The sequence below is a fragment of the Rhodobacteraceae bacterium M385 genome (assembly GCA_025141835.1).
Lineage (GTDB): Bacteria > Pseudomonadota > Alphaproteobacteria > Rhodobacterales > Rhodobacteraceae > Gymnodinialimonas.
On the sequence record CP081102.1, the window covers coordinates 908,197 to 928,731 of the forward strand.

Here is a 20,535-nt window from a genome sequence, read left to right on the forward strand (position 1 = left end):
CGCCGGGGGTTTGGGGGGCTGGCCCCCCAAATTTCTGGTCGTGGTTTGGGGCGCAGGCCCCCCAAATGTTAATCGTGGTTTGGGGCGCATGTTTTGGAGGGCTACCCCCAAAAAAGTCCCAGCACCCAAGCCTACTCCGCGATCAAGTCTTTGTATTCGTCCTCGGACATGTATTCATCCAACGCATCGGCGGATTCGACTTTGATCTTGAAGAACCACGCTTCCCCCATGGCGTCTTCATTCACCAAGGCGGGTTTGTCGGCCAGAGCGTCATTCACTTCGATAATCTCGCCATCCAGCGGAGAGATGATGTCAGAGGCAGCTTTCACGGATTCGATCACCACGATCTCATCGCCTTTGGAAACTTGCGTCTCGACTTCGGGCAATTCGACGTAGACCACATCCCCTAGCTGGGTCGCGGCGTGCTCGGTAATGCCGACTGTGATGATGTCGCCATCGGCGCTGAGCCATTCGTGTTCTTCGGTAAATTTCATGGGGAAAGGTCTCCGTCTTCTGTGTTGGATTGGATCAGCGTTTGTAGCCGGGAGGGGTGAAGGGCAGTTTTGTCTGGGTCACGGGTAAGCGTTTGCCGCGCACCTCGCCGAACAGGGGGATATCGCGCGGGGTGGCCGCGTCAATAAGGGCCAGTGCCATTGGTGCGCCAAGGGTGGGGCCGAAGCCACCCGAGGTGATCTCTCCGATCGGTGTCTCTGCATCGGGGCTGACGAAGATCTGCACGCCAGCACGCATGGGCGCGCGGCCTTCGGGCAAAAGGCCCACACGGCGGCGCGGGGCGTTGCCGCCCAATTGCGGCAAGATCACATCCGCGCCCGGAAATCCGCCCGCGCGGTCGCCGCCGGGGCGACGCACTTTGCCGATGGCCCAAGCTTGTCCCGCCTCAACCGGGCCGATGGTTAAGGAAAGGTCTTGGCCGTAAAGGGGCAGGCCAGCTTCCAGCCGTAGGCTATCGCGGGCGCCGAGGCCGATAGGCTCGACACGTTCGTCGGCCAGTAGGGCACGGGCGAAGGCCGCAGACTGCTCATCCGGGATCGAAATTTCGAACCCGTCTTCGCCGGTGTAGCCGGATCGGCTGATCCAGACTTCGGTGCCGTTCCAGTCCATGCGGGTGCTGTCCATGAAAGCCATCGCCGCCGTACCCGGCAGCAACGTCGACAAAGCGGCCTCGGCCTTGGGGCCTTGCAGCGCCAGAAGTGAGCGCCCTTCGATCACCGTGACCCCGTCGATATGGGCGCGCAAATGGGCGATGTCGGCATCCTTGCAGCCCGCGTTCACGACCAGAAACAACCCGTCTGGCACGCGAGCGATCATCAGATCGTCCAGCACGCCACCCGCTTCATTGGTGAAAAAGCCGTAGCGTTGGCGGCCCTCGGCTAGCCCGGCCACATCCACGGGCACAAGGCTCTCCAGCGCTTCCACAGCCCCTGCTGGCAACATAACTTGCCCCATGTGACTGACATCAAACAGGCCCGCATTTTCGCGGGTCCATTGGTGTTCGCCCATCACGCCCAAAGGATATTGCACCGGCATGGAATAGCCCGCGAACGGCACAAACTTTGCGCCCAACTCTGCGTGCAAGTTCGCCAGTGCCAATGTTTTCAGATCATCCGTCGCCATCTACTTCCCCTTCGTGCGGGGCGAATGGCCCGGCATCACGCTAACACTGCAATGCGCAGCGTCCTCCTGATGCCCCCTCTGTCCTTTGGCCTGAGATCGTTATCCCTTCGGCGGAGGGGCTTTACCCTCACTCTCCAGAGTATCTTTGCACGTCACAGGTCCATTTGCCTGAGAGTTTACCGGGGCGGTTGCTCCTTCGGCCCAAGCCTGCCGGGATCGGCAAGCCCACGTCTCCCTATGGGTGCGAGGCGCAGAATACAGATGCGCGGGGCCGGATCAAGAGGCTTGATAGATATCTTCAATTGCCTCATTTGGGATGCCATGACTGACCCGTATTTCTTTGGCTATGGCAGCCTCGTGAACCGCAAAACCCATGCATATCCCGATGCGATGCCCGCGCAGGTGCGCGGTTGGCGACGGGTCTGGAAGGGCACAAAGCTGCGCAATCTGGCCTATCTGACGGTGGAGCGTGATTCGTCTGCCGTCACCCAAGGGCTGATCGCCTCCGTTCCCGGCGCCGATTGGGCGGCGCTGGATGAAAGGGAAGCGGCCTATGCCCGCCATCCGGTGGACCGGATCAGCCACAGCCTTACGGGCCCATTGGTTGTGCAAATCTATGCGGTAGAGCCGCAGCACCAGGATGCGGGCGCATATCCGATCCTTCTGAGCTACCTCGATACGGTGATCCAAGGCTTCCTGGCAGAGTTTGGAGAAGACGGCGCAGAGGCGTTTTTCAATGACACTCGCGGATGGCACATGCCGATCCGCGACGACCGCCATGACCCGATTTACCCTCGGGTCACGGTGCTGACGCCCGGGGAACGGGCCTTTGTGGATGAGAACCTGACCCGCCTGCGCGCCTAGCTTGCGCTGCTATACCGTCAGGTGACGGGCGCGTGCGCCGCGTTCGATGGCGGCGGCATGGAGGCGGTCAATGTTGAGGGAATGACGCATTTCCTGAAGAAAACGTAGCTCCGCCTGCGCCAGTTTGCCATCGGCAGCGGCGACGTCACAGGCCAGCGCATAGGCGGTTTCATAGAGATGCGGCGGCAGGTCTTCCTTCACCAGCCCGAAGAGCGCGTCCAACCCGTCTTCATCCTCGAACAGATCGAAGACAATGTTCGCAACCAACCGCATTCGATCCGCGTCATAGGCCCCGAAAACAGGCAAATAGTTCACCATCTGCTCGATCGAGAGCAACTCGGACGTGCGGATTGTTTGATCGGATACCGAAATGCCGACCATCACGGCCACAAGGCTGTCTTCTGGGGTGAAGCTATGTTCGGTCATTGCTGTCTCTCCTCATGTGTGCCTGTCATTTATTGACGAGGGGCGTCTCAGACAATAGGGCGGTGTCATCGTTTTGGGTCCGATTGATAGGCCCGTTTCCATAGGATGAGATGAGATGACCGATCTGCGCGACGCTGCAATGACCTCCAAGGCTTGGCCCTTTGAAGAAGCGCGCCGTGTGTTGAAACGGTTCGAGAAGGCACCGCCCGAAAAGGGATACGTATTGTTCGAGACAGGTTATGGCCCCTCGGGACTGCCCCATATCGGCACGTTCGGTGAAGTGCTGCGCACCACGATGGTCCGCCGCGCGTTCGAGGTGATCTCGGATATCCCGACGAAAATGATCTGTTTCTCGGACGACTTGGACGGGATGCGGAAGGTGCCGGGCAACGTCCCAAACGCCGATAGCCTGAAACCGCATCTGCAGCGGCCGTTGACCAGCGTGCCCGACCCCTTCGGCACGCACGAAAGCTTTGGTCACCACAACAACGCCATGCTGCGGCGGTTCCTTGATACCTTTGGGTTCGAGTACGACTTCATCAGCGCGACCGAGTTCTATCAGACCGGCCAGTTTGATGAGATCTTGAAGCGTGCCGTGGAACGCTATGACGACATCATGAAAGTGATGTTGAAATCCCTGCGCGAAGAGCGCCAGCAGACCTATTCGATCTTCCTGCCAATCCACCCCGAAACGGGCCGGGTTCTGTATGTGCCAATGAAGTCGGTGAACGCCGCCGATCATACGATCACCTTCGATGATGAAGAGGGCCGCGAATGGACGTTGCCGGTGACGGGCGGCAACGTGAAGCTGCAATGGAAGCCTGATTTCGGTGCCCGTTGGGCCGCCCTTGGCGTGGACTTCGAGATGTTCGGCAAGGACCATTCCACCAACGCGCCGATCTACTCGCGCATCTGCGATATCCTCGGGACAAAAGCGCCCGAGACCTACACGTATGAGCTGTTCTTGGATGAGGGCGGCCAGAAAATCTCCAAGACATCTGGCAACGGCATCAGCATTGACGAATGGCTGACCTATGCATCCACGGAATCGCTGTCGTATTTCATGTACGGCAAGCCCAAGACGGCCAAGCGGATGCATTTCGACGTGATCCCCAAGGCGGTGGACGAATATCACCAGCAGTTGCGCGCCTATGCGGATCAAGACACGGCCAAGCGTCTTGCGAACCCGGTCTATCATATCCACGGCCATAACGTGCCGACCTCGACCATGATCGTTAGCTTCGCGATGTTGCTGAACCTCGCGTCGGTCGCTTCGGCTGAGGATAAAGAGGGGCTTTGGGGCTTCATCCGCCGCTATGCGCCCGATGCCAGCGCCGAAACGCACCCAGATCTGGATCAGGCAGCGGGCTTTGCGGTGCGCTACTACAACGACTTCGTGAAACCCACACGGGTGTTCCGCGCGGCCGACGACAAAGAACGGGCGGCGATGGAAGATCTGGTCGCGCGTCTGAAGGCCTATGATGGCCCGATCGAAGATGAGGCGATCCAGACCATCGTGTTTGCGGTGGGCAAGGACCACGGGTTCGAGCCCCTGCGCGATTGGTTCAAGGCGCTCTACGAGGTCTGCCTTGGGGCCTCTCAGGGGCCTCGGTTCGGCGGGTTCATCGCGCTCTATGGTGTTGATGAGACGGTGAAACTGATCGAGGACGGTCTGGCGGGCAAGCTGGCGGGCTGACTTTTGCGTCGCGCGGGCTAGATGATGGGGCATCCCAAGAAGGAGATGCCCTATGATCCGTGCCTTAGTCCTGTCTGTCGCTATCGGTTTAGCGGCGGTTTTACCTGTCGCCTCGCAAGAGCTTCTGCCCCCCAACCCACGAATTGAAGCCGTTATTGGCAGCCAGTTGAACGCCTTCCGCGCCGAGGACGTGCTGGAGGCTTGGCAATACGCCAGCCCGTCGATCCAAGGACAATTTGGCGACGTTCAGAATTTTGGACGCATGGTTGAGCAAGCCTTCCCGATGGTGTGGCAACCGGGGCAGGTGAATTTCATCGACTTGCAGACGTTGGGCGCGATGATCGTGCAGCGGGTGGAAGTTGTCGATCAGGCGGGGAACCTGCATTATCTTGGCTATTCAATGGTAGAACTGGCAGAGGGCTGGCGGATCAACGGGGTTCAGATATTGCGGGCACCCGATATAGGGGTCTGAGGCATTCTTTGGCGGTGCGCCCGGCCTTGGGATTGCGCCGGCTTCGCCGTCGCCCTGCGGGCGCAGGGTGCAGTGCGGTCTGTCGACCGGCTCTTGCCAAAGACTTTCGGGAATTCTTCGAGTGTCTTGGGCAATATTAACGACCCCTTAACCTTTATGGCCTAATCATGACGGCGCAATCCGGGTCATCTGCCGTCCCAGTCGGCCGGACCCGGTGACTTACAGACATTGCAAAACAACCGAGGTGACCGTTCAGGCGCCTCGGTTGCCCCTGTTCCGGTCTTGGATGACGCGGGGCCCCTTTGAAACGGGCGCATGGTCCCGTGCGGAAAAGGGGTATGACATGAACCAGGTGATCACAGACGGCCTAATCCTGATGCCGCCAGCATTTGCCGATGGCCTGGGCGATTGGTCCCGGCAGGATGGCCGTCCGGGCAGCGATACATGGGCGACGGCACCGAATGCGGCGATTGTGGCCGCCGACAGTGATTTCGGCGATTGCCTTGAGATCCTGAAAACCGATGCCACCACCAAAATACGCTGGATGGGGCAGACGCCAATTATTCCGGGCATGTATCTGCGCATCTCGGCCCGCCTGAAAGTGCTGTCGGGTAACCTGCCGGACGTGCGTATTGCCGCTTGGCCGGGCTCGGGGTCTGATGTTCATGTCTCTGGCCTGACCGAGGCGGCGGCTGACGTTGATATCACCGCCTACGGCTCGATCGTGACGGTCACCGCGATCCTTGGCACAGGCGATCGTGGCGGTGTCGATCTGGCGTGGGGAACGGGGCCGAGTTACGCCCACGTTGGGCTTGATCTGACGGGCCCCAACGGCGCGCAACTGCGGATTGAGAGCATCACGGTTGAGGACGTCACCAGCGTTTTCCACCGTCAGATGATGGATTGGGTCGATGTGCGTGACTTCGGGGCGGTGGGCGATGGCACCACCGATGACCGCGAGGCTTTTGCCGCTGCCGACGCCGCCGCCAATGGGCGCGAGGTGATGGTGCCGACGGGTGATTTCTTCATCGGATCGAACCTGACCTTCACCAATCCGGCCCGTTTCGAGGGCCGCCTCATCATGGGCGACAGCACCCGCCTTGCGTTGAACGAAAACTTCGATCTGGACGGCTATGCCGAGGCGTTCGGGGATGAGGTCATAGGGTTGAAGAAGGGCCTGCAACAGCTGTTCAATCAATCGGATTTCGAGGCGTTTGACCTCTGCGGGCGTCGGATCATTCTGGATGAGCCGTTGGATGTCCAAGCGGTTGTGGGCAACAAGAACACCTACGCCAACCGGCGTGTTCTGCGGAATGGACAGTTCGCGGCGGCCGCATCAACAGCGTGGAATGACACGGTGGAGACGCGCAGCGCCGGGTGGTCATCGTCTTCGTCTTTTGAGTTGACCGGCGTGTCCAACGCCGCCTCGATCGAGATCGGCTCCCTTGTCACAGCGCCGCAAGGGGTGGGGAGAGAGGTCTATGTACGGGCCGTCAATGCGGCCCAGAGCAAGGTTTACTTGTCGTCGCCTCTTTCCGCTGCCCCGGCCAACCAGACCTATACGTTCACGCGCTTCAAATACTTGCTGGACTTCATCGGCTGGCAAAACCTGCAACGGTTCATCGTGTCCGATGTCGAGTTCCTGTGTGGCGGCCTGTGTTCCGCGGTCAATCTGGCGCTGGATGGCTTGGTGTTCCAAATTCAGGATTGCTACTTCACCGGCCCCAAGGACCGGGCGATCACCAGCGCGGATGAGGGCTGTCAGGGGATGCAGATTGACCGCTGTCAGTTCCTGTCGAACGAGCAAACGATCAACGTGCCCCAACGCAAGTCGATCTGCTTCAACATCAACTCCAGCGATTGTAAGATCCGGGATAACCGGGCCAACAAGTTCCTGCATTTCGGGGTGATTTCCGGGTCTGGCAACATCATTTCGGGCAACCACTTTTTCCAAGGCGATGGTATCGTTGAAGGGGTCCGGTCACCGGGGTTAGTGATCGCAGACGCCAATGCGAAGTGTACGTTCACGGGCAATTATGTGGACAATTGCTACATCGAATGGACGAACGAAAAGGACCCCAACCCGGATTTCACGGGCGGCCTGTCGTTCCACGGGTTGACCGTGCAGGGCAACATTTTCTTTGCCACAAACACGGCACCCTGGATGCGGTTCATCTCGATCAAACCCCACGGGGATGACCATTTCATTAACGGCATGTCGATCACTGGCAACCTGTTCAAGAAGACAAACGGCGCGCAGTTGGAGGCCGTGGACGGCGTGGACGATTCCATTGCGCCGCTTGATCTCAACCGGACGGCGGATCTGGAGTTCAAGGGCAACGTTTTCCAAGGCATCGTGAAGCGGACCGAAAACCCGATCTCGGTTCGGGCGGTCGAAGGCTCGGCGGTGCAAAGCTGGAACGTCGACCTGAGCGATTACCTCCCTTTTGGCGCGCCGGTGAAATACGCGCTGTCGGTCCTGCCCGATGGTCCTTTGCGCTCCAGCTCGAACGTGGTGATCTACTCGGCTCCCTATGCGCAGGGCTACCAAAGCGTGGGCGGGCAGACCCTGCGGGTGACGTGGTCGCAAGCCGTGAAGGGCGCGGCTTATGTCACCGCGCGGTGCGATAACTGAACCAGACGGGCTGCCGCCTTCTTCTATAAATACCCACAGCCCCCCGGACCCTGCTGCGGCAGGTCGAGGGGCTGTGGCGTCCGGGGCGCAGGCACGGTACACGCGGGCGAGCCTTGGGGAAAAACCGCCGTGCTACCTGTTGAAAACGTATCCGAATATCCGCGCCCCCCGGCGGTGGAGCCCGTGGCGCAACGGCTGCGCGCGGTGTTTCGAGGTATCCCGATCGCTGACACGCAGGCGGGCTTTCGTGTCATCGAAATGGACCGTGCGCCCGCCTATTATTTCCCTCAAACAGATATCTTGATGTCTGCTCTTGTGCCGGTGGGTCACGAGACCTTTTGCAACTGGAAAGGCCGTGCAATCCATTATGATCTTGTGGTGAATGGCCGCCGTGCCAGCCGCGCGGCGTGGAGCTTTCCTGCCCCCACCGCCCGCTATGAGCCCCTGCGCGACTACATTGCCTTCTTCGCCACGTCGCTGGATGCCGCCTTTGTCGGGGATATCCGCGTGATTCCCCAGCCCGGCGATATTTACGGCGGGTGGGTCACGCCTAATCTGACCGGGCGGATCAAGGGCTCATTTGGGCGGTAGCACGGCTTACCCGGCGGCGCTGCGCACCATGCGTTCGGCGCTGATATAGCGCGTCAGCTCTTGCCAGGTGTCAGGATCAAGAAGAGTCAGCAGCCCCTCATCCACGGCGTAGCCATATCGAAGTGCCTCGCCCGAGGGGGGCAGGAAACTCAGATGCGCGCCGTCAGTCTCCAGGTCAGCCTGTTTTTCGCAGGTCCAAAGGCTGGTGCCTTCGTTGCGCAAAGCCCAGATGCCGGTGAAGGTTTCGCCGGTTTCGTCGGTGGCGCTAAGGATCGTATAGGCGTGATCGGCGGTGAAATCCCAGCCGTCGCCCGTTGCATCCTCGCGCCACGTGCCGACGGGTGTTTCGCCCTCTCCGATCACGCGGGTGTAGCTGCGCCCGCCCCACACCATCTGCGCGCCGCCTTCACGAAAGTGCAGCGGCTCATCGGGTTCGGCAATGTAATAGCTGCCGTCTTCGGTGATCTCATAGGTCTGAGGTTGGCCGGGCAGCAGCCAGATGCCGATCAGGGCTTGGTCTAGGGCGAGGTTTGTCATGACGATAGAATGGCACGGAATTTTCGCTGTGCCTAATGGGTAACGCATCTCGCGGGTCAGATTTCCGGCGTTTGGGCCACAAGATCGGCGGGCGTCAGGTGAAAGGCCTTGCCGAAGCCGCCGTTCAGAAGGGCGCTAACCGGCGTAAACCGGATCAACTGGAAATCGGAAAAGTCGTAGTAGAGCTGCGCCTTGGGATAGAGGCCAAGATAATGGTCGCGCAGATCCGCCTTCTGCGCCGGTGTGGCCGTGGCCTGAAGCGTCAGGCGCGGATGGGTTAGGGGGTCACCCTTGAGGCCGGGCTCTCCGATCAGGAGGGAACATGTCGGGTTCGCTGTCAGGGCGTTCGTGTGGGTGGCGAGGCTGGAAATCAGGGTCAGCGGCAGGCCATCGGGGCCGGGAACAAGCGCGATGCGGGTCACAACCGGCGCGCCTGTGGCTGGGTCCAGCACGGCGAGGGCGGCGAAACGGGCGCTCTCGATCAGGGTTCGCGCAAGGGCACGGGCATCGTCATCGGTGGGGCGGATCGGGTCTCGTTTGGTCATGGGGCACCCTACCAGCCCGCGCGACGGGGGGCGAGGGGGCAGGGCGTTAGAACTCGTGCCACAACGACAGCGACATGCCGACGGCATCACTTCCCATCAACGCGCCGCGCGCGCCAAGGCGGAGAGAGGTGCTGTCCACGATCTGAAACACGAAGGAAGGAGAGGCCGTGACGAGGAAATCGGCGTCCGGCCAATCCTCGGCCTTTAGGGAAAAGATCAACGAGGCACGGGAAGACAGATTGAAGCCAAGGGTGGTCTCGGCCTGCAAAATGGTCTCCTGCACCTCTAGATCGTAAAGCGCGGTTAGATCAAGGGTGGCCCATCCACCGCGGTGGTGCAGGGGCATATACCAAGCCTCGCCGCCCGCCCCAAAGCCGCGCCCAAGCGATGCGCCAAGACGCACCAACCCATGGGGGTCCGCATCGCTGAGCTGTCGCATCCCCAACCCGGCATCGACGGCGAACTGCCAAAGTGCCTCGGGCGAGCTGAGGGAATAGCGCAAAAATCCAACGGCCTGTTGGCTGGTGTCGCCCTGCCCAAGATCCGCGCCAAGGGTTAGGCTTTGCCCAAGGCCCACTTCTGCATAGGCGCTCAGGTATGTTTCCGGTTCCCACAGGCCAGCGATAACATCTGAGGGGGCTTCCTCGGCCGAGATTTGGAACGAGATGAACACATCGCCCGCCCCCCTTGCCCACGGGCCTGCATTGGCCGGAGGGGCGCAGAGCCCCGCCACCATGCCAAGACCCAAAACCGTGACCCTCCCGCAACGCATAAGTTTGATTTAGGCCGGATAGCGTTAACAAACCCCTAACGTGACTTGCCGCTGTTGCAGAGGCACGTCCATGCTCGGCCAAAGCCACGCTACAGATTCGGGGGGATCGCTGTTTTGGCCGCCGCACGTTCAACCATCTGTTCCTTTGGTGCGCTCGTTTCTTGGGCCGTTTTTAATCATGTCTGACCTTACCAGCCTGATCCGAGTGGCCCTTGCCGAGGGCAGCACCGTCCCTGCGGAGCGGCGCTATTTTGGTGTGCCGCTACAGCCCGTTTCGGGGCCTTTGGCGGGGCATTACCTGACGGTCTATCGCGGCGGACGTGACCCAGAGGTGCAAGAATTGCTGGCCCGTCGCCATGATGCCTATGTGGATTGCCTGCGGCTGGCGGGCATTCGTGTGCCGGAAACGCATCTGCGGTTGATTGACGATGCAGGCGTGCAACGCCCCGTGATCGTGCAGAAGGCCGTGGCCGACGATACGATGTTCGAGCCTCTGTTTCGCAAGGCTGGCCCCAAGGCCGCAATTGGCTTGCTGGACCGGGTCGCAACGGATGTGGCCGAGTTCTGGCGCCGTGTCGCCCAACGCCCGGAACGGGTTGGCTTCCACGCCAAGATCGAGCGGTTTGGCATGGACGAAAACGGCCCGCTGTTTCTTGATACCTTCCCGCCCCTGATCTCGTACAGCCGAGATGAGATGGGCCATCTGATCCAGCGTTTCGCGGATAATGGCCTTGTGCGTGGATTGGGGAAAGTTCTGCCCGGTCGCCTGCGCGACATGCAGGACAGGTGGTATACCCCCGCGGGCTCGGTACAGACGCTGATCGACGGTGCCCTGCGCCTGCGCCCCAATGATGCGGAAGAAGTGTTGGATTGGGCCGATGGCTTCGCCAAGACCCGGCTCGAGGGGCCATGGCGCAACGCTGTGCAAGCGCAATTGGCGCGGCAAGCGCGGGCCGCGAAAGCCCTCCCGGGGCGTTGGGGTGCCATTGCAGGGCGCGATCGCCCCCATGCCTGACACGGAATTGGCCCCTCATACCGGGGCGGAAACTGGCGCCGTGCAGCCGGATATGAAGGTTGTGCTGGTCCACCCGGAAATTCCCGGGAACACTGGCACAATCGGGCGGACCTGCGTGGCGTTGGATATGGAATTGATCCTGATCCACCCCTTGGGCTTCGATATCTCGGACAAATCGGTGCGGCGGGCGGGGCTCGACTACTGGAAACACGTCCGCCTGAGTGAATACGATTCTTGGGCAGACTTCATCCGTGATCGCGCCCCAAGGGAAGACCAGCTCTTTCTGTTTGAGAACGACGGCGAGGGGGGCTCGGTCTACGAGCCAGAATATCCCTCCGATGCGTTTCTGATTTTTGGTAAGGAAACCAAGGGCCTCCCGCCGGAGGTGTTGTCGGGTCGCGCCAAGCGAACATTTCATTTGCCCATGCGCTCGGACCATATCCGGTCACTGAACCTGTCGAATGCAGCGACAGCGGTCATATATCAGGCGATGCGGGCCTTTCTTTCGTAGGCTCAGGCCGCACCCCGGACCCCAAAAAATCAAGACACCGCCGTGGATGTGCCCGCAGAACGCCATATTTTCGGGATCATTTAGACTGGACGACGAAAGTAATGACCCGGAGCGGCACCAAATGTTCGCTAAAGATAAGCAAGGCCTCGATAGTGAGCACGACACGCCCAAGGTTGACTGGGTCGTGGTCGGTGCCGGCTGTGTTGCCTTGGGGCTTGTATCCATGATGATGGTTTTGAGCACTGCCCGGAACCACGCCATGGAGGCTCACGCAGACGTAGTGAGCCGCGAGTTCGAAGTGGAATTCGACGCCGCGGCGGAGTTTGCAGCTCGGTAAGCGGCGAGAGCGGTTCTTTTGCCTGTCAGATCACCCTGCCTGCCGGTTTTTCGGCCCTAGGCGCTTTCTCCCACCATAAGACAAAGGCTTTTCATGACCGCCGTGACTAACGCGTCGCGGGTGGTATATTGCTGTTCCAGCCGCCCCAAGTGCCTGACAAGAAAGGGAAGCCTATGCCGGACACGGATTCCGATCCTGCCGCCCCGCAACCGCCCCGCCTAGAGGATGAGGTCCGCGCCCTGAGGGAAGAGCTTTCCTTTCTGCGCCAGCACCGGATGTTTCAGGTCTATCAGTCGGTTCCGCGTATCCTTTTGCTCCGTTTCGGGGTTGGGATGGCCGTGGGCCTTGGCACGGTAATCGGGGCGACGGTCTTGCTGTCGGTCATCATCTGGGCGCTCAGCCAGATCGAGTTCCTACCCATCATCGGGGCTTGGTCCGCCGAGATTGCCCGTCAAATTGAAGCGGCAGTGGGCGGGTGAGTACGATCTCCCGCGTCGGACTGGTGCGGGGCGTGGCGGTGCGCTGTTCTGCCAGCCGGTTAAACAAATCGAAGTATTGGGCGCCAATATCTTCCCAAAGGTAGTCGCGCTTGGCAATTTCGCGCAGCGTGTCGCCATTGCTGGGCACCGGCCCTTGAAGTGCGGCCACAAGGGACGCCTCGCTGGCGAAAAACTGTGCTGCACCGGCGGTTGTGGCGCGGTTGAATTCACAGTCAAAGGCCAAGGTCGGGCGGCCAAAGTGCATCATCTCTACCAAAGCGGGATTGGTGCCCCCGGCGGAATGGCCATGAATATAAAGCGCCGCGTTCCGGCGTAGGGTAAACAGAGCATCGGTCGCGTAAATCGGGTCGAGAAGACGCAGACCAGCCACGCCGGAATATTGCTGCTTTAGCGCCCGCCCATAGGCACTGCTGTTCCAATTGCCCACGAAAACCAACGGGTTAGAGGTCTTTTCACAGGCCGCAAGGATCATGCCGATGTTATTTTCCGGCTCGATCCGGCATAGGGCCAGTGCGTAGTCTTTGGGGAGGTTCCACGGCGGCGCTGGCGTGATCTGGCGTGCGTCTGGGCCGTGGTCGCCGCCATAGGCGATGACCTCTGGTTCAATCCGGTAGGTGTGGCGCAGGTAGGTTGCGATGGCGGGATTGTCGGCGATGATGGCGTCGGAATGCTGCACGGCCAATCGCTCGGACCAGCGCAGGAACGCGCGGGCGGGCTTGGACCATTTCTTGCGCCGCCATTCCAACCCATCCACATGGGTCACGATGCGGGTGCCTTTTCGCGCCAAGGCAGGCAGGGCAATAGCCCCGGACACCCCAAGCAGAAGCGCCACATCGGTGCCTTTTGCGATCGCATCGCGCAGGGTGGCCGCATCATAGAGCACGCTGGACGCCCCGTTGGCCCGGAAACGAGAATACCGAAGCGACGCATTGCCATAGATCTTCGGCTGATCGGGGTAGGCGGGACGGCTGCAATAGACGCAAAGCGCCTCGGGCCGGGAATGGGCCGCATGAAATTGCACGAGGTTATCGGCAAGTGTTTCAAATCCACCGTATCGCGCGGGCGCGCCGACCGTTCCTAAGATCGCAATTCGGTGGCTTTTTTGATGCGCCATTTCAGTCCCTTGGCAGTGAAGTGTCATTTGATGGTCGCGCTGAAGGTCGCCGTGCCCGTGGCGCCATCGCACGATTGAGTGCTCTGATCGGTGATCCTACCTCCAAAGCTTTAACCGGATGTTTAACGTCTTGAGATTGAGTGGAGGCACGGCCTGTGTGTCAGGTCTTTTGCTTGTGTTTGGGCAGCCATTTGCCCGTCGCCCCGATGTGGAGGGCCTGATGTAAAGGGAATGTGATGACTATTGTCCCCGATTTTGACCGCGCCACCGCGCTGCCAGTCGGTTTGAATCCGGCACAGGGTCAGCGCCAACCCATGGGCGTTAGCGGGTCGGAGGTTTATTGGCGCGCGCGGCCGGTGTTTGATCGGATTGGTGCGCTGTTGTTATTGCTGCTTGCCGCCGCTCTTGCTGTCGTATTGGCGGTGCTGAACCCAATGTTAAACCCGGGTCCTTTGCTGTTTCGCCAACTTCGGATGGGGCAGGGGGGGAGGGCCTTTGTTGTCTATAAATTCAGGACGATGACTTGCGGCGCGCGTGCGCGCGGCGCGACTGATCCGGTTGAAAAGGGCCGCATAACGCCGCTTGGCGGGATGTTGCGCCGCATGGGGCTGGATGAGCTGCCACAGGCAGTGAATGTGCTACGGGCCGAGATGAGCCTGATCGGTCCCCGCCCGGATTCGCTGCCCCATGCGCAGGAGTTTCTGGCGAAAATCCCCGAATATCGGCGGAGGTTGTCTGTGCGTCCGGGGATAAGCGGGTTGTCGCAGATCACCCTTGGTTATGCCGAAGGGATGGAGGCTACGCGCGCCAAGGCGTTGCGCGATATTGAGTATATTAATCAAGCGGGGTTTCGCATGGACCTGTGGATCGTGTGGCGTACCTTGGTGACAATTGTTACCGGGCGCGGTGATTAGGGCACTTTAGGCGCTCAGAAAGCGAACGTCGCCCGTGGGATCAATCCGCGCGGCGGTCATCGCGCCGCCGTACACGGCCCCGGTATCAACGGCGATGCGGCCCTGCTCGGCGAAAGGCGTTTCAAACGGCTGATGCCCGAACGCCACCCATTGCCCGTCGGTCCGTGGCTGTTTTAGGAAGGCGTCGTTGCCCCAAAGCAAAGTCCGAGAGGATTGCTTCTCCATCGTTTTTTCCGAGTTTGCCCCAGCGTGCACGACCCACAGGTTGCCCGACGACCACGAGAGCGGCAGATTTGCCACCCAGTCGACCAAGGTTTGGCCCATCGCCTCCATCAAATCGCCCGCAGCGTCCAGCAGATCCCCTGCATTTCTGCTATCGGTGGTAAGCCCGCCACCAAGGCCGAAACTCGCCAAGGTTTGCAGCCCCCCATAGCGAATCCAGCGTTTTGCAGAGCCCGTGGGATCGGACAGGAAGTCGAGCAGCATTCGCTCATGATTGCCCATCAAACCAATCACTTGACCGGGGTGGGATGCCGTCATTTCCGCCACGAATTGCAGCACTGTGGCGCTGCCTTCGCCGCGATCAATGTAGTCGCCCACAAAGATCACTTTACTTGGCACATCCGGCTGCCGCGCTGCGTCTTCATCAATTTGAACGAGCAGTCTTTCCAGCTTCCCGACGCATCCGTGAACGTCGCCGATCACATAGACAACTTCCTTCGGGGCAGGCGCGGGCCAATTCGTCATGATTCGCAATTCCTTAACGGCGGAGACCCGCCGAGCACAAATTAAGATACCGCCAGAAGCGTGATGTTACGGGCGCACCCCTGCTTCTTAATAGATAATAAATGTCTGCGCATCCTCGAGGTGGCATGGACCGTGACTTGATTGCACCTGAGTAGACAAATCTCTGACTTTTCCCCCTCGGTGCCCGGTTCATGACCTGCCGGACTCGGTATAAGGAGGGGTGAGATTTTAGGACCGTCGAGAATCGCGGCGGTCGTTCGGAGGGCGTTCTATGTTCAGTTTTCGTGCCGCAGTCGCGGGCTTGGGGTTCTTGGGCTTGTCAGCTTGTGGGGCGGCGTACATCTCGTCCGATGTGTCGGAATTTGGCGGTGAAGACGGCGTCCAAGTGATTGACCTGTCTCCTGCTGTTGTCGCCCACGCGAACCGTTCAGCTTATCAACCGCAAGCTTTGCCTGCCGCGTTTTCTCGCATCGCAGGCGGCGGTTCGGGCGCTCGGGGGGCCGCGCGGCTGCCCGCCCCCGTGTTCGACGAACAAACCCGGCCCGGCGCGTTGGAACTTCGCGTGCCGCCCCCCGCAAACCCCGGCTCCTACCGGATCGGCGTAGCGGACGTGCTGCTTTTGGCAACACCTCGCGGCGAATCCACGGTCGAGGAATTGGCCGGATTGGTGGCCGCACAGAACCAGCGACAGGGCTACACCGTTCAAGACGATGGCGACATCGCGATCCCCGATGTGGGGCGGATCAACGTAGGCGACATGACGTTGGCCGAGGCCGAAGACGCAATTTTTGAACGGTTGATCGCCGCCCGGATCGACCCGTCCTTCAGCCTTGAAGTCGCAGAGTTCAACTCTCAGCGCGTTTCAGTCGGCGGCGCGGTGCGCAACCCGGGCGTGGTGCCTGTGGGTATGACGCCTGTCTATCTGGATGAGGTTTTGGCCTCTGCCGGTGGCTTGTCGACAACCGAAGACGACTTCTCGGTGATCCGAATTTACCGCGACGGCTCGCTCTACCAAATTCCGACGGCGGATCTTTACTCCGATCAGGGCCTACAACGTATTCGGCTTGTGGACGGCGATAGCCTATTTGTGGATACGGCCTATGATTTCGAACAGGCTTCGGCCTATTTCGAAGAAATCATTGCCCGTGCTCAATACACCCAATCTGCCCGCGCCAATGCTATTGCGGAATTGCAGACCGAGGTTTCCATTCGCCGCGGTGCTTTGGAAGAAAGCCGTCAGAACTTCCGCGACCGCGTAGAATTTGGCGCAGAGGGGGGCGAATATGTCTATATCGCCGGGGAAGTTGGCCAACCGGGCCGTTTCGAATTGCCGTTTGAAAACACTGCCGTCCTTGCCGATGCCCTGTTCGATGCCGGCGGTTGGAGCGAAAGCACTGGCAACCCCTCGCAGATTTACTTGATGCGGGCGTTGGAAAGCTCGGCCTACCTCAGTTCGGTCACGGCGTATCGTTTGGATGGATCGAATGCGGCCAACCTTGTGCTCGCCACGCGGTTGGAGCTGCGCCCGGGTGATGTGATTTTTGTGGCTGAACAGCCTGTGACCCGGTGGAATCGGGTGATTGACCAGATTACGCCGTCGATCATCAACCTTGGCGCGGCGGCCGTTAACTAATCAGTTTCCGAGGTCGGGGCGCGGTACCAGATTGGTCTGCGCCCGATCCCTTCGCGATGGCGTAGGCGTTTAAATCGGTCATGCAGACACAAAAAAGCCCCGCTCGGAATGATCCGGCGGGGCTTTTTCGTAACTTGCGAAGCGACTTAGTTGGTGCCGTCGGAAGAAGAAGACGCGGCCAAGGCGCCGCCAATCAGAAGCAGTGCGCCACCGGCCAACAGAAGCGGGTTGATGGCAGGAGCAGGCTCGCCCACGATCACGCCCGAGTCAGGGGAAACTTGTGCGACAGGAGCAACACCACCAGCAGTGGCGGCGGTTCCGGCGACGGCGAATAGTGCGGCAGTGAAAATGCCAGTTTTCATGGGATCTCTCCAGATAGATTTATTTGTCCCTTTACTACCTTTGAAACGCAAAAGGGTCAATGAAATAAGCGTTAACGGCGATTTCTTGCCGCCTCTGGGTTAGCGATAAAGTCGCTCAAATCGGAAATGTCCAACTTCCGGGCCAACCCATTGTTCTGAGGCCCAGGCAAATCCCGTTCCGTCAATCCAGTAGCGATTTTCGACCGTTTGACCCGTACGGTGTTGGCTACAAGTCTCGGTGGCCCTCGTGAGGTTGCGGGTGATGCCAAAGCTAGCGACACGTTCCGGGCCGGAGTACTGAATCTCGCAGGTGTAGCCATCGTTGATTTGTGCAAGGTCGCCCGTCACACGGACATACAGCCGTTCTACCGGACCAGACCGCCGGGAGGCGAGGGCAGCGCGAGTCGCCGCGATATCGGCGGCGAACAGATCGTGTCCCAAACCGCGTGTGGCGCTCAGGACACCTTCGCGACTAAGCGTGAAGGAAACGTCGCCATTGCCCTGCCAGGTTTCGTTCGTACGATTCGTCTGAATCCGGGTTGCGGTGGAAGATGTACCCTGCGGGGTATCCACCAAGATCAGCGGCACGGCCGCTTGGTTAATCAGGTCGCGGGTTAGAACCTGTCGGGGATCAACGGCGGGTGCGGCCTCAGAGCGGTTGAATACGCCTTGGGACAAATCACGGGCCACGCCCAACAGCGGATCGTCAGCCGCGGCGCCACAGGCAGAAAGGCTGGCCAACGCAACCAGCGCGGCCAAACGGGATGCTAACGCCATATCATTGCCTCCGAATCTTCCAGCCGAGGCCGGGTATAGTCGATCACCAGATCATGCAGGCGGCCTTCCACTTGCACCCTTGCCCCGCCATCACGCAACACCGGTTGCAGCCGGAAGTCTGTCGAGCGTTGGTTGGACGTGCCTAGGAACCAAGCCAAGGGGATCTCGACCTCAATACCCTTGTCGAAGGACCCTTCGCCAAAGCTATCGAACGACACGTCCGTAAAGGTTGCATAGGCCCCGACGCGCCAGCCGTTGCGGAAGGTCCGGTCAAGCGAGAATGTCGCCCCCCAGTCGCCCGCCAAATAGCGGCCGGCATCAATCTGTAGGTCGAAATTGTCGTTCAGGCGGTAGTAGGCAGAGACATGACCGGTGGTGACATTGTAATCGCGCAAGCCAAAGCCGCCGTCATAGTCGCGGGCCCAAACGTGGTTAACCTCTAGCCCCAAACCCAGACGCGAATTCGCGGGTTGCCAAAGAAGCTCTCCCGAGACGCCCGCGTACATACGCTCAAGGTAGCCAAAGCTGACGCGGCTATAGAGGTTTTCTGCGGGCCGCCCGAAATGGGCGAGCGTCAGGCGCTCTACATAGATGTCGGATTGTTGCCGATAGAGGGCGGCCTCGGTGCGGACGGGTGGGGGCGCATTGGCTGGGTAATTTTCGTTAACGATCTGCGAATTCTCGAAGTTCCCGGCAAGAGAGGCGCGAACAGCCCCTTCCGCGACAAAGCCGTTGCCGAAGCGGTATTCTGCCTGCGCCTGAAGGCCCACGTTCACAAGGATCGGGTTGTCCGGATCAAAGATCGACCCTTCCACATAGGGACCAATGCCCCACGTGAAGCGCGATGCCGGAACGGTGACTTCAAGGCCTTCGGGGTCTTGGACAGTACGGGCATCTTCGACCTCGGCCACGGCCAACAGAACTTCGGCCCCGCCCGGGTCGAATTCGAGCAGTTCCAGATCGGTCCGCGCGATCCGCACCCGTGACGTATCAAGACCTTCTTCAACGAAGATGACTTCAAACACCTCGACCGAGGGGGGGAGCGCGGCGCTCATGGCGCGTAGAACGCGGCCAAGAGCCTGAGAAGTATAATTATACTGCGTGTTGCGCACTCGGATCGTGGCCCGGTGAGCGTCCATGGTCAGCCGTTCAAGGTGCAGGCCCTGATCCTCAAACAGCAATGCGAAGTTATCGCGCAAAATTTCTCCGCCGCCAGGTTGGCTGACCCAATCCGTCTCATAAGGGATTGCCTGCGGGGCGCGTACCGCCACCGGGCGTGGGGCAGGATCACCGGAGCTTGCGGGCGTCGGCGGGCGGTGGGGGTTCAGCGTCATGGCCAGCGACAGGCCAATGGTATCCCCGCCAACAAAATACGCGCCGCCGCGGACACCGTCGGAAAGCTGATAGGTGGCCCCGAAGTTGAAGGGCGAGCTGGCATCGGTCAGACCATCGGCCGCTTCGATGGTGTAAGTATCGGTGGAATATTCAAGCTGAAGCCGTAGGCGATCGGTTGCCTGCCATTCGACACCACCAAAAACCGCCGCATCGCCTCGGAAAAACTGATCGAAATTAACCGTACCGCCGTTTCCGAAAGAGCGCCCGGGACGGGTTTCAAAACGATCGTCGATGACACCCAACGGGTTGCTGAAGCTGTTCCGTTCTCCCAAACGCCCCCAACCAAGGCCCGCAGTAACCGCCAGTTGGTCACGCGCACCGAAATGGCGGGTCGCTACGACGTATTCGCCGCCGTAGATGCCTGTGCCGGCAATGTCGCGGACGCCGATTGCCACGGCGGGTGACCAGCCCCAGGTATCCTCGTCCAAGGCTTGCCAATGGATGTCGAAGCTACGGTCAAAGGCTAAAACCCGGGTGCCTGCGCGAGCCAGATCAATGCCTGCATAGCGGAACGTCGCTGTCACGTTAGGCAGAATTTGAAACGCCAAGGTGCCCCGATTTCCCACGGCAGAACTGGACACGGTGAAGCCCAATTCGGCGTCCGGCAAAGTGTTGGCGGTGGGCATGTCGATCAAGCCCGGAAGGCCGTAGGTATTGAGCGTCGGGCGACCAGAAAGGCTTTGCGCATCGTCGGCGCGTCCGGGCAACAGATACCCCGGCACCATCAACGCCATGACGGCCACGCTTAGTCCAAGATACCCGCGATACCCAATCATCAAACTCGACTTCCCAAAACAGAATGCAGCTTCCCTGCCCAAACCATCATAAGTGCCTTGCCGTGCGGGCGACACCTCCGCTGCGAATTGCAATAAAATTCCCCGCCAAAGATGCACACAAGACACGCGAACTTGCAGGGGGAAGTTTCCGGCGATCGGGCCATCCTTGAGATGGGGATAGAGGTGTTTGAGGGCTAGGCGAGCCGCAAGTGTGGGTGCGATTATTGTTATAATTCAATTGCTTCCTGTCGGTTATGTGACCTGAGGCGAACGGGCAGGGC

General features: G+C 60.1%; 22 protein-coding genes and 1 riboswitch. Of the genes, 11 read left to right on the plus strand and 11 right to left on the minus strand.

All coding sequences use genetic code 11. From position 1 onward, the window contains the following. Positions 1–131: 131 nt before the first annotated feature. Both gcvH and gcvT read right to left on the minus strand, forming a co-directional pair. A complete protein-coding gene (gene gcvH / locus K3728_04430) occupies positions 132–494 on the minus strand; it encodes a glycine cleavage system protein GcvH (protein ID UWQ96488.1) in 363 nt (120 codons plus the stop codon). A 34-nt stretch (positions 495–528) separates the two neighbouring features. Beyond that, positions 529–1,635: a glycine cleavage system aminomethyltransferase GcvT gene (gcvT, locus tag K3728_04435; GenBank protein UWQ96489.1), complete on the minus strand. Its 1,107-nt coding sequence runs from the start codon at positions 1,633–1,635 to the stop codon at positions 529–531. A gap of 68 nt (positions 1,636–1,703) precedes the next feature. Continuing rightward, positions 1,704–1,783, minus strand: a riboswitch (glycine riboswitch). 173 nt (positions 1,784–1,956) lie between these two features. Here gcvT and K3728_04440 point away from each other — a divergent pair. Next, positions 1,957–2,499 carry a gamma-glutamylcyclotransferase gene (locus K3728_04440; GenBank protein UWQ96490.1) on the plus strand — a complete coding sequence of 181 codons (543 nt, stop codon included), beginning with the start codon at positions 1,957–1,959 and terminating at the stop codon, positions 2,497–2,499. 9 nt (positions 2,500–2,508) lie between these two features. Here K3728_04440 and K3728_04445 read toward each other — a convergent pair whose 3' ends face one another. Continuing rightward, positions 2,509–2,925, minus strand: a complete 417-nt coding sequence (locus K3728_04445; GenBank protein UWQ96491.1) for a tellurite resistance TerB family protein — start codon at positions 2,923–2,925, stop codon at positions 2,509–2,511. 115 nt (positions 2,926–3,040) lie between these two features. Between K3728_04445 and K3728_04450 the strand changes: the two genes are divergently transcribed. The 4 genes from K3728_04450 (at position 3,041) to K3728_04465 (ending at position 8,319) form a co-directional block, all read left to right on the plus strand. Further along, positions 3,041–4,621 (plus strand): lysine--tRNA ligase, encoded by a 1,581-nt coding sequence (locus tag K3728_04450; protein UWQ96492.1) that lies wholly within the window; start codon positions 3,041–3,043, stop codon positions 4,619–4,621. Positions 4,622–4,673: 52 nt separating this feature from the next. Continuing rightward, entirely contained in the window at positions 4,674–5,093 is a 420-nt protein-coding gene (locus tag K3728_04455) for a DUF4864 domain-containing protein (protein UWQ96493.1), read from the plus strand. A 343-nt stretch (positions 5,094–5,436) separates the two neighbouring features. Next, on the plus strand, positions 5,437–7,728 hold the full coding sequence (locus K3728_04460) for a right-handed parallel beta-helix repeat-containing protein (protein UWQ96494.1): 2,292 nt from the start codon (positions 5,437–5,439) through the stop codon (positions 7,726–7,728). Positions 7,729–7,857: 129 nt separating this feature from the next. Next, positions 7,858–8,319 (plus strand): DUF427 domain-containing protein, encoded by a 462-nt coding sequence (locus K3728_04465; protein UWQ96495.1) that lies wholly within the window; start codon positions 7,858–7,860, stop codon positions 8,317–8,319. Between the two features lie 6 nt (positions 8,320–8,325). Here the strand turns inward: K3728_04465 and K3728_04470 are convergent, their stop codons facing one another. From K3728_04470 to K3728_04480, 3 genes are read right to left on the minus strand one after another with little or no spacing between them, the layout of a single operon-like run. Beyond that, the gene (locus K3728_04470) at positions 8,326–8,856 is read right to left on the minus strand and encodes a hypothetical protein (GenBank protein ID UWQ96496.1); all 531 of its coding nucleotides are present in this window, start codon (positions 8,854–8,856) and stop codon (positions 8,326–8,328) included. Positions 8,857–8,912: 56 nt separating this feature from the next. Further along, positions 8,913–9,401, minus strand: coding sequence for a pyridoxamine 5'-phosphate oxidase family protein (locus K3728_04475; protein UWQ96497.1), 489 nt, complete (start codon positions 9,399–9,401; stop codon positions 8,913–8,915). Between the two features lie 46 nt (positions 9,402–9,447). After that, positions 9,448–10,173 carry a hypothetical protein gene (locus K3728_04480; protein ID UWQ96498.1) on the minus strand — a complete coding sequence of 242 codons (726 nt, stop codon included), beginning with the start codon at positions 10,171–10,173 and terminating at the stop codon, positions 9,448–9,450. 178 nt (positions 10,174–10,351) lie between these two features. On the opposite strand from K3728_04480, the gene K3728_04485 reads away from it, so the two are divergent. From K3728_04485 to K3728_04500, 4 genes are all read left to right on the plus strand, one after another. Further along, complete coding sequence (locus K3728_04485) at positions 10,352–11,188, plus strand: hypothetical protein (protein UWQ96499.1); 837 nt, start codon at positions 10,352–10,354, stop codon at positions 11,186–11,188. A 52-nt stretch (positions 11,189–11,240) separates the two neighbouring features. Beyond that, entirely contained in the window at positions 11,241–11,699 is a 459-nt protein-coding gene (locus K3728_04490) for a tRNA (cytidine(34)-2'-O)-methyltransferase (protein ID UWQ97446.1), read from the plus strand. Between the two features lie 121 nt (positions 11,700–11,820). Continuing rightward, on the plus strand, positions 11,821–12,036 hold the full coding sequence (locus K3728_04495; GenBank protein UWQ96500.1) for a hypothetical protein: 216 nt from the start codon (positions 11,821–11,823) through the stop codon (positions 12,034–12,036). 173 nt (positions 12,037–12,209) lie between these two features. After that, entirely contained in the window at positions 12,210–12,515 is a 306-nt protein-coding gene (locus K3728_04500) for a hypothetical protein (protein UWQ96501.1), read from the plus strand. On the opposite strand, the gene K3728_04505 is transcribed toward K3728_04500, so the two are convergent. Then, complete coding sequence (locus K3728_04505; GenBank protein ID UWQ96502.1) at positions 12,457–13,650, minus strand: DUF1972 domain-containing protein; 1,194 nt, start codon at positions 13,648–13,650, stop codon at positions 12,457–12,459. The two genes, K3728_04500 and K3728_04505, sit on opposite strands and share 59 nt — an antisense overlap. 314 nt (positions 13,651–13,964) lie before the next feature. Here K3728_04505 and K3728_04510 point away from each other — a divergent pair, with 314 nt between their 5' ends. After that, positions 13,965–14,564, plus strand: a complete 600-nt coding sequence (locus K3728_04510; protein UWQ97447.1) for a sugar transferase — start codon at positions 13,965–13,967, stop codon at positions 14,562–14,564. 6 nt (positions 14,565–14,570) lie between these two features. Here the strand turns inward: K3728_04510 and K3728_04515 are convergent, their stop codons facing one another. After that, the gene (locus K3728_04515; protein ID UWQ96503.1) at positions 14,571–15,311 is read right to left on the minus strand and encodes a metallophosphoesterase; all 741 of its coding nucleotides are present in this window, start codon (positions 15,309–15,311) and stop codon (positions 14,571–14,573) included. A 271-nt stretch (positions 15,312–15,582) separates the two neighbouring features. Here K3728_04515 and K3728_04520 point away from each other — a divergent pair, with 271 nt between their 5' ends. Beyond that, positions 15,583–16,944 carry a polysaccharide biosynthesis/export family protein gene (locus tag K3728_04520; protein UWQ96504.1) on the plus strand — a complete coding sequence of 454 codons (1,362 nt, stop codon included), beginning with the start codon at positions 15,583–15,585 and terminating at the stop codon, positions 16,942–16,944. Positions 16,945–17,090: 146 nt separating this feature from the next. Here the strand turns inward: K3728_04520 and K3728_04525 are convergent, their stop codons facing one another. From K3728_04525 to K3728_04535, 3 genes are all read right to left on the minus strand, one after another. Beyond that, positions 17,091–17,306, minus strand: a complete 216-nt coding sequence (locus K3728_04525) for a hypothetical protein (GenBank protein UWQ96505.1) — start codon at positions 17,304–17,306, stop codon at positions 17,091–17,093. A gap of 99 nt (positions 17,307–17,405) precedes the next feature. After that, a complete protein-coding gene (locus tag K3728_04530) occupies positions 17,406–18,083 on the minus strand; it encodes a YjbF family lipoprotein (protein ID UWQ96506.1) in 678 nt (225 codons plus the stop codon). Continuing rightward, positions 18,074–20,254 (minus strand): YjbH domain-containing protein, encoded by a 2,181-nt coding sequence (locus K3728_04535; GenBank protein UWQ96507.1) that lies wholly within the window; start codon positions 20,252–20,254, stop codon positions 18,074–18,076. Before K3728_04535 ends, K3728_04530 begins: the two co-directional genes overlap by 10 nt. Positions 20,255–20,535: the final 281 nt, after the last annotated feature.

Excerpts from the sequence above, each read along its gene's own strand:
- K3728_04455 (UWQ96493.1), top strand. The coding sequence starts at position 4,674 with ATGATCCGTGCCTTAGTCCTGTCTGTCGCTATCGGTTTAGCGGCGGTT.
- K3728_04510 (UWQ97447.1), top strand. The coding sequence starts at position 13,965 with ATGGGCGTTAGCGGGTCGGAGGTTTATTGGCGCGCGCGGCCGGTGTTT.
- gcvH (UWQ96488.1), bottom strand. The coding sequence starts at position 494 with ATGAAATTTACCGAAGAACACGAATGGCTCAGCGCCGATGGCGACATC.
- K3728_04480 (UWQ96498.1), bottom strand. The coding sequence starts at position 10,173 with ATGCGTTGCGGGAGGGTCACGGTTTTGGGTCTTGGCATGGTGGCGGGG.
- gcvT (UWQ96489.1), bottom strand. The coding sequence starts at position 1,635 with ATGGCGACGGATGATCTGAAAACATTGGCACTGGCGAACTTGCACGCA.
- K3728_04470 (UWQ96496.1), bottom strand. The coding sequence starts at position 8,856 with ATGACAAACCTCGCCCTAGACCAAGCCCTGATCGGCATCTGGCTGCTG.
- K3728_04475 (UWQ96497.1), bottom strand. The coding sequence starts at position 9,401 with ATGACCAAACGAGACCCGATCCGCCCCACCGATGACGATGCCCGTGCC.
- K3728_04490 (UWQ97446.1), top strand. The coding sequence starts at position 11,241 with ATGAAGGTTGTGCTGGTCCACCCGGAAATTCCCGGGAACACTGGCACA.
- K3728_04495 (UWQ96500.1), top strand. The coding sequence starts at position 11,821 with ATGTTCGCTAAAGATAAGCAAGGCCTCGATAGTGAGCACGACACGCCC.
- K3728_04520 (UWQ96504.1), top strand. The coding sequence starts at position 15,583 with ATGTTCAGTTTTCGTGCCGCAGTCGCGGGCTTGGGGTTCTTGGGCTTG.
- K3728_04525 (UWQ96505.1), bottom strand. The coding sequence starts at position 17,306 with ATGAAAACTGGCATTTTCACTGCCGCACTATTCGCCGTCGCCGGAACC.
- K3728_04500 (UWQ96501.1), top strand. The coding sequence starts at position 12,210 with ATGCCGGACACGGATTCCGATCCTGCCGCCCCGCAACCGCCCCGCCTA.
- K3728_04485 (UWQ96499.1), top strand. The coding sequence starts at position 10,352 with ATGTCTGACCTTACCAGCCTGATCCGAGTGGCCCTTGCCGAGGGCAGC.
- K3728_04445 (UWQ96491.1), bottom strand. The coding sequence starts at position 2,925 with ATGACCGAACATAGCTTCACCCCAGAAGACAGCCTTGTGGCCGTGATG.
- K3728_04515 (UWQ96503.1), bottom strand. The coding sequence starts at position 15,311 with ATGACGAATTGGCCCGCGCCTGCCCCGAAGGAAGTTGTCTATGTGATC.
- K3728_04440 (UWQ96490.1), top strand. The coding sequence starts at position 1,957 with ATGACTGACCCGTATTTCTTTGGCTATGGCAGCCTCGTGAACCGCAAA.
- K3728_04450 (UWQ96492.1), top strand. The coding sequence starts at position 3,041 with ATGACCGATCTGCGCGACGCTGCAATGACCTCCAAGGCTTGGCCCTTT.
- K3728_04530 (UWQ96506.1), bottom strand. The coding sequence starts at position 18,083 with ATGGCGTTAGCATCCCGTTTGGCCGCGCTGGTTGCGTTGGCCAGCCTT.
- K3728_04505 (UWQ96502.1), bottom strand. The coding sequence starts at position 13,650 with ATGGCGCATCAAAAAAGCCACCGAATTGCGATCTTAGGAACGGTCGGC.
- K3728_04535 (UWQ96507.1), bottom strand. The coding sequence starts at position 20,254 with ATGATTGGGTATCGCGGGTATCTTGGACTAAGCGTGGCCGTCATGGCG.
- K3728_04460 (UWQ96494.1), top strand. The coding sequence starts at position 5,437 with ATGAACCAGGTGATCACAGACGGCCTAATCCTGATGCCGCCAGCATTT.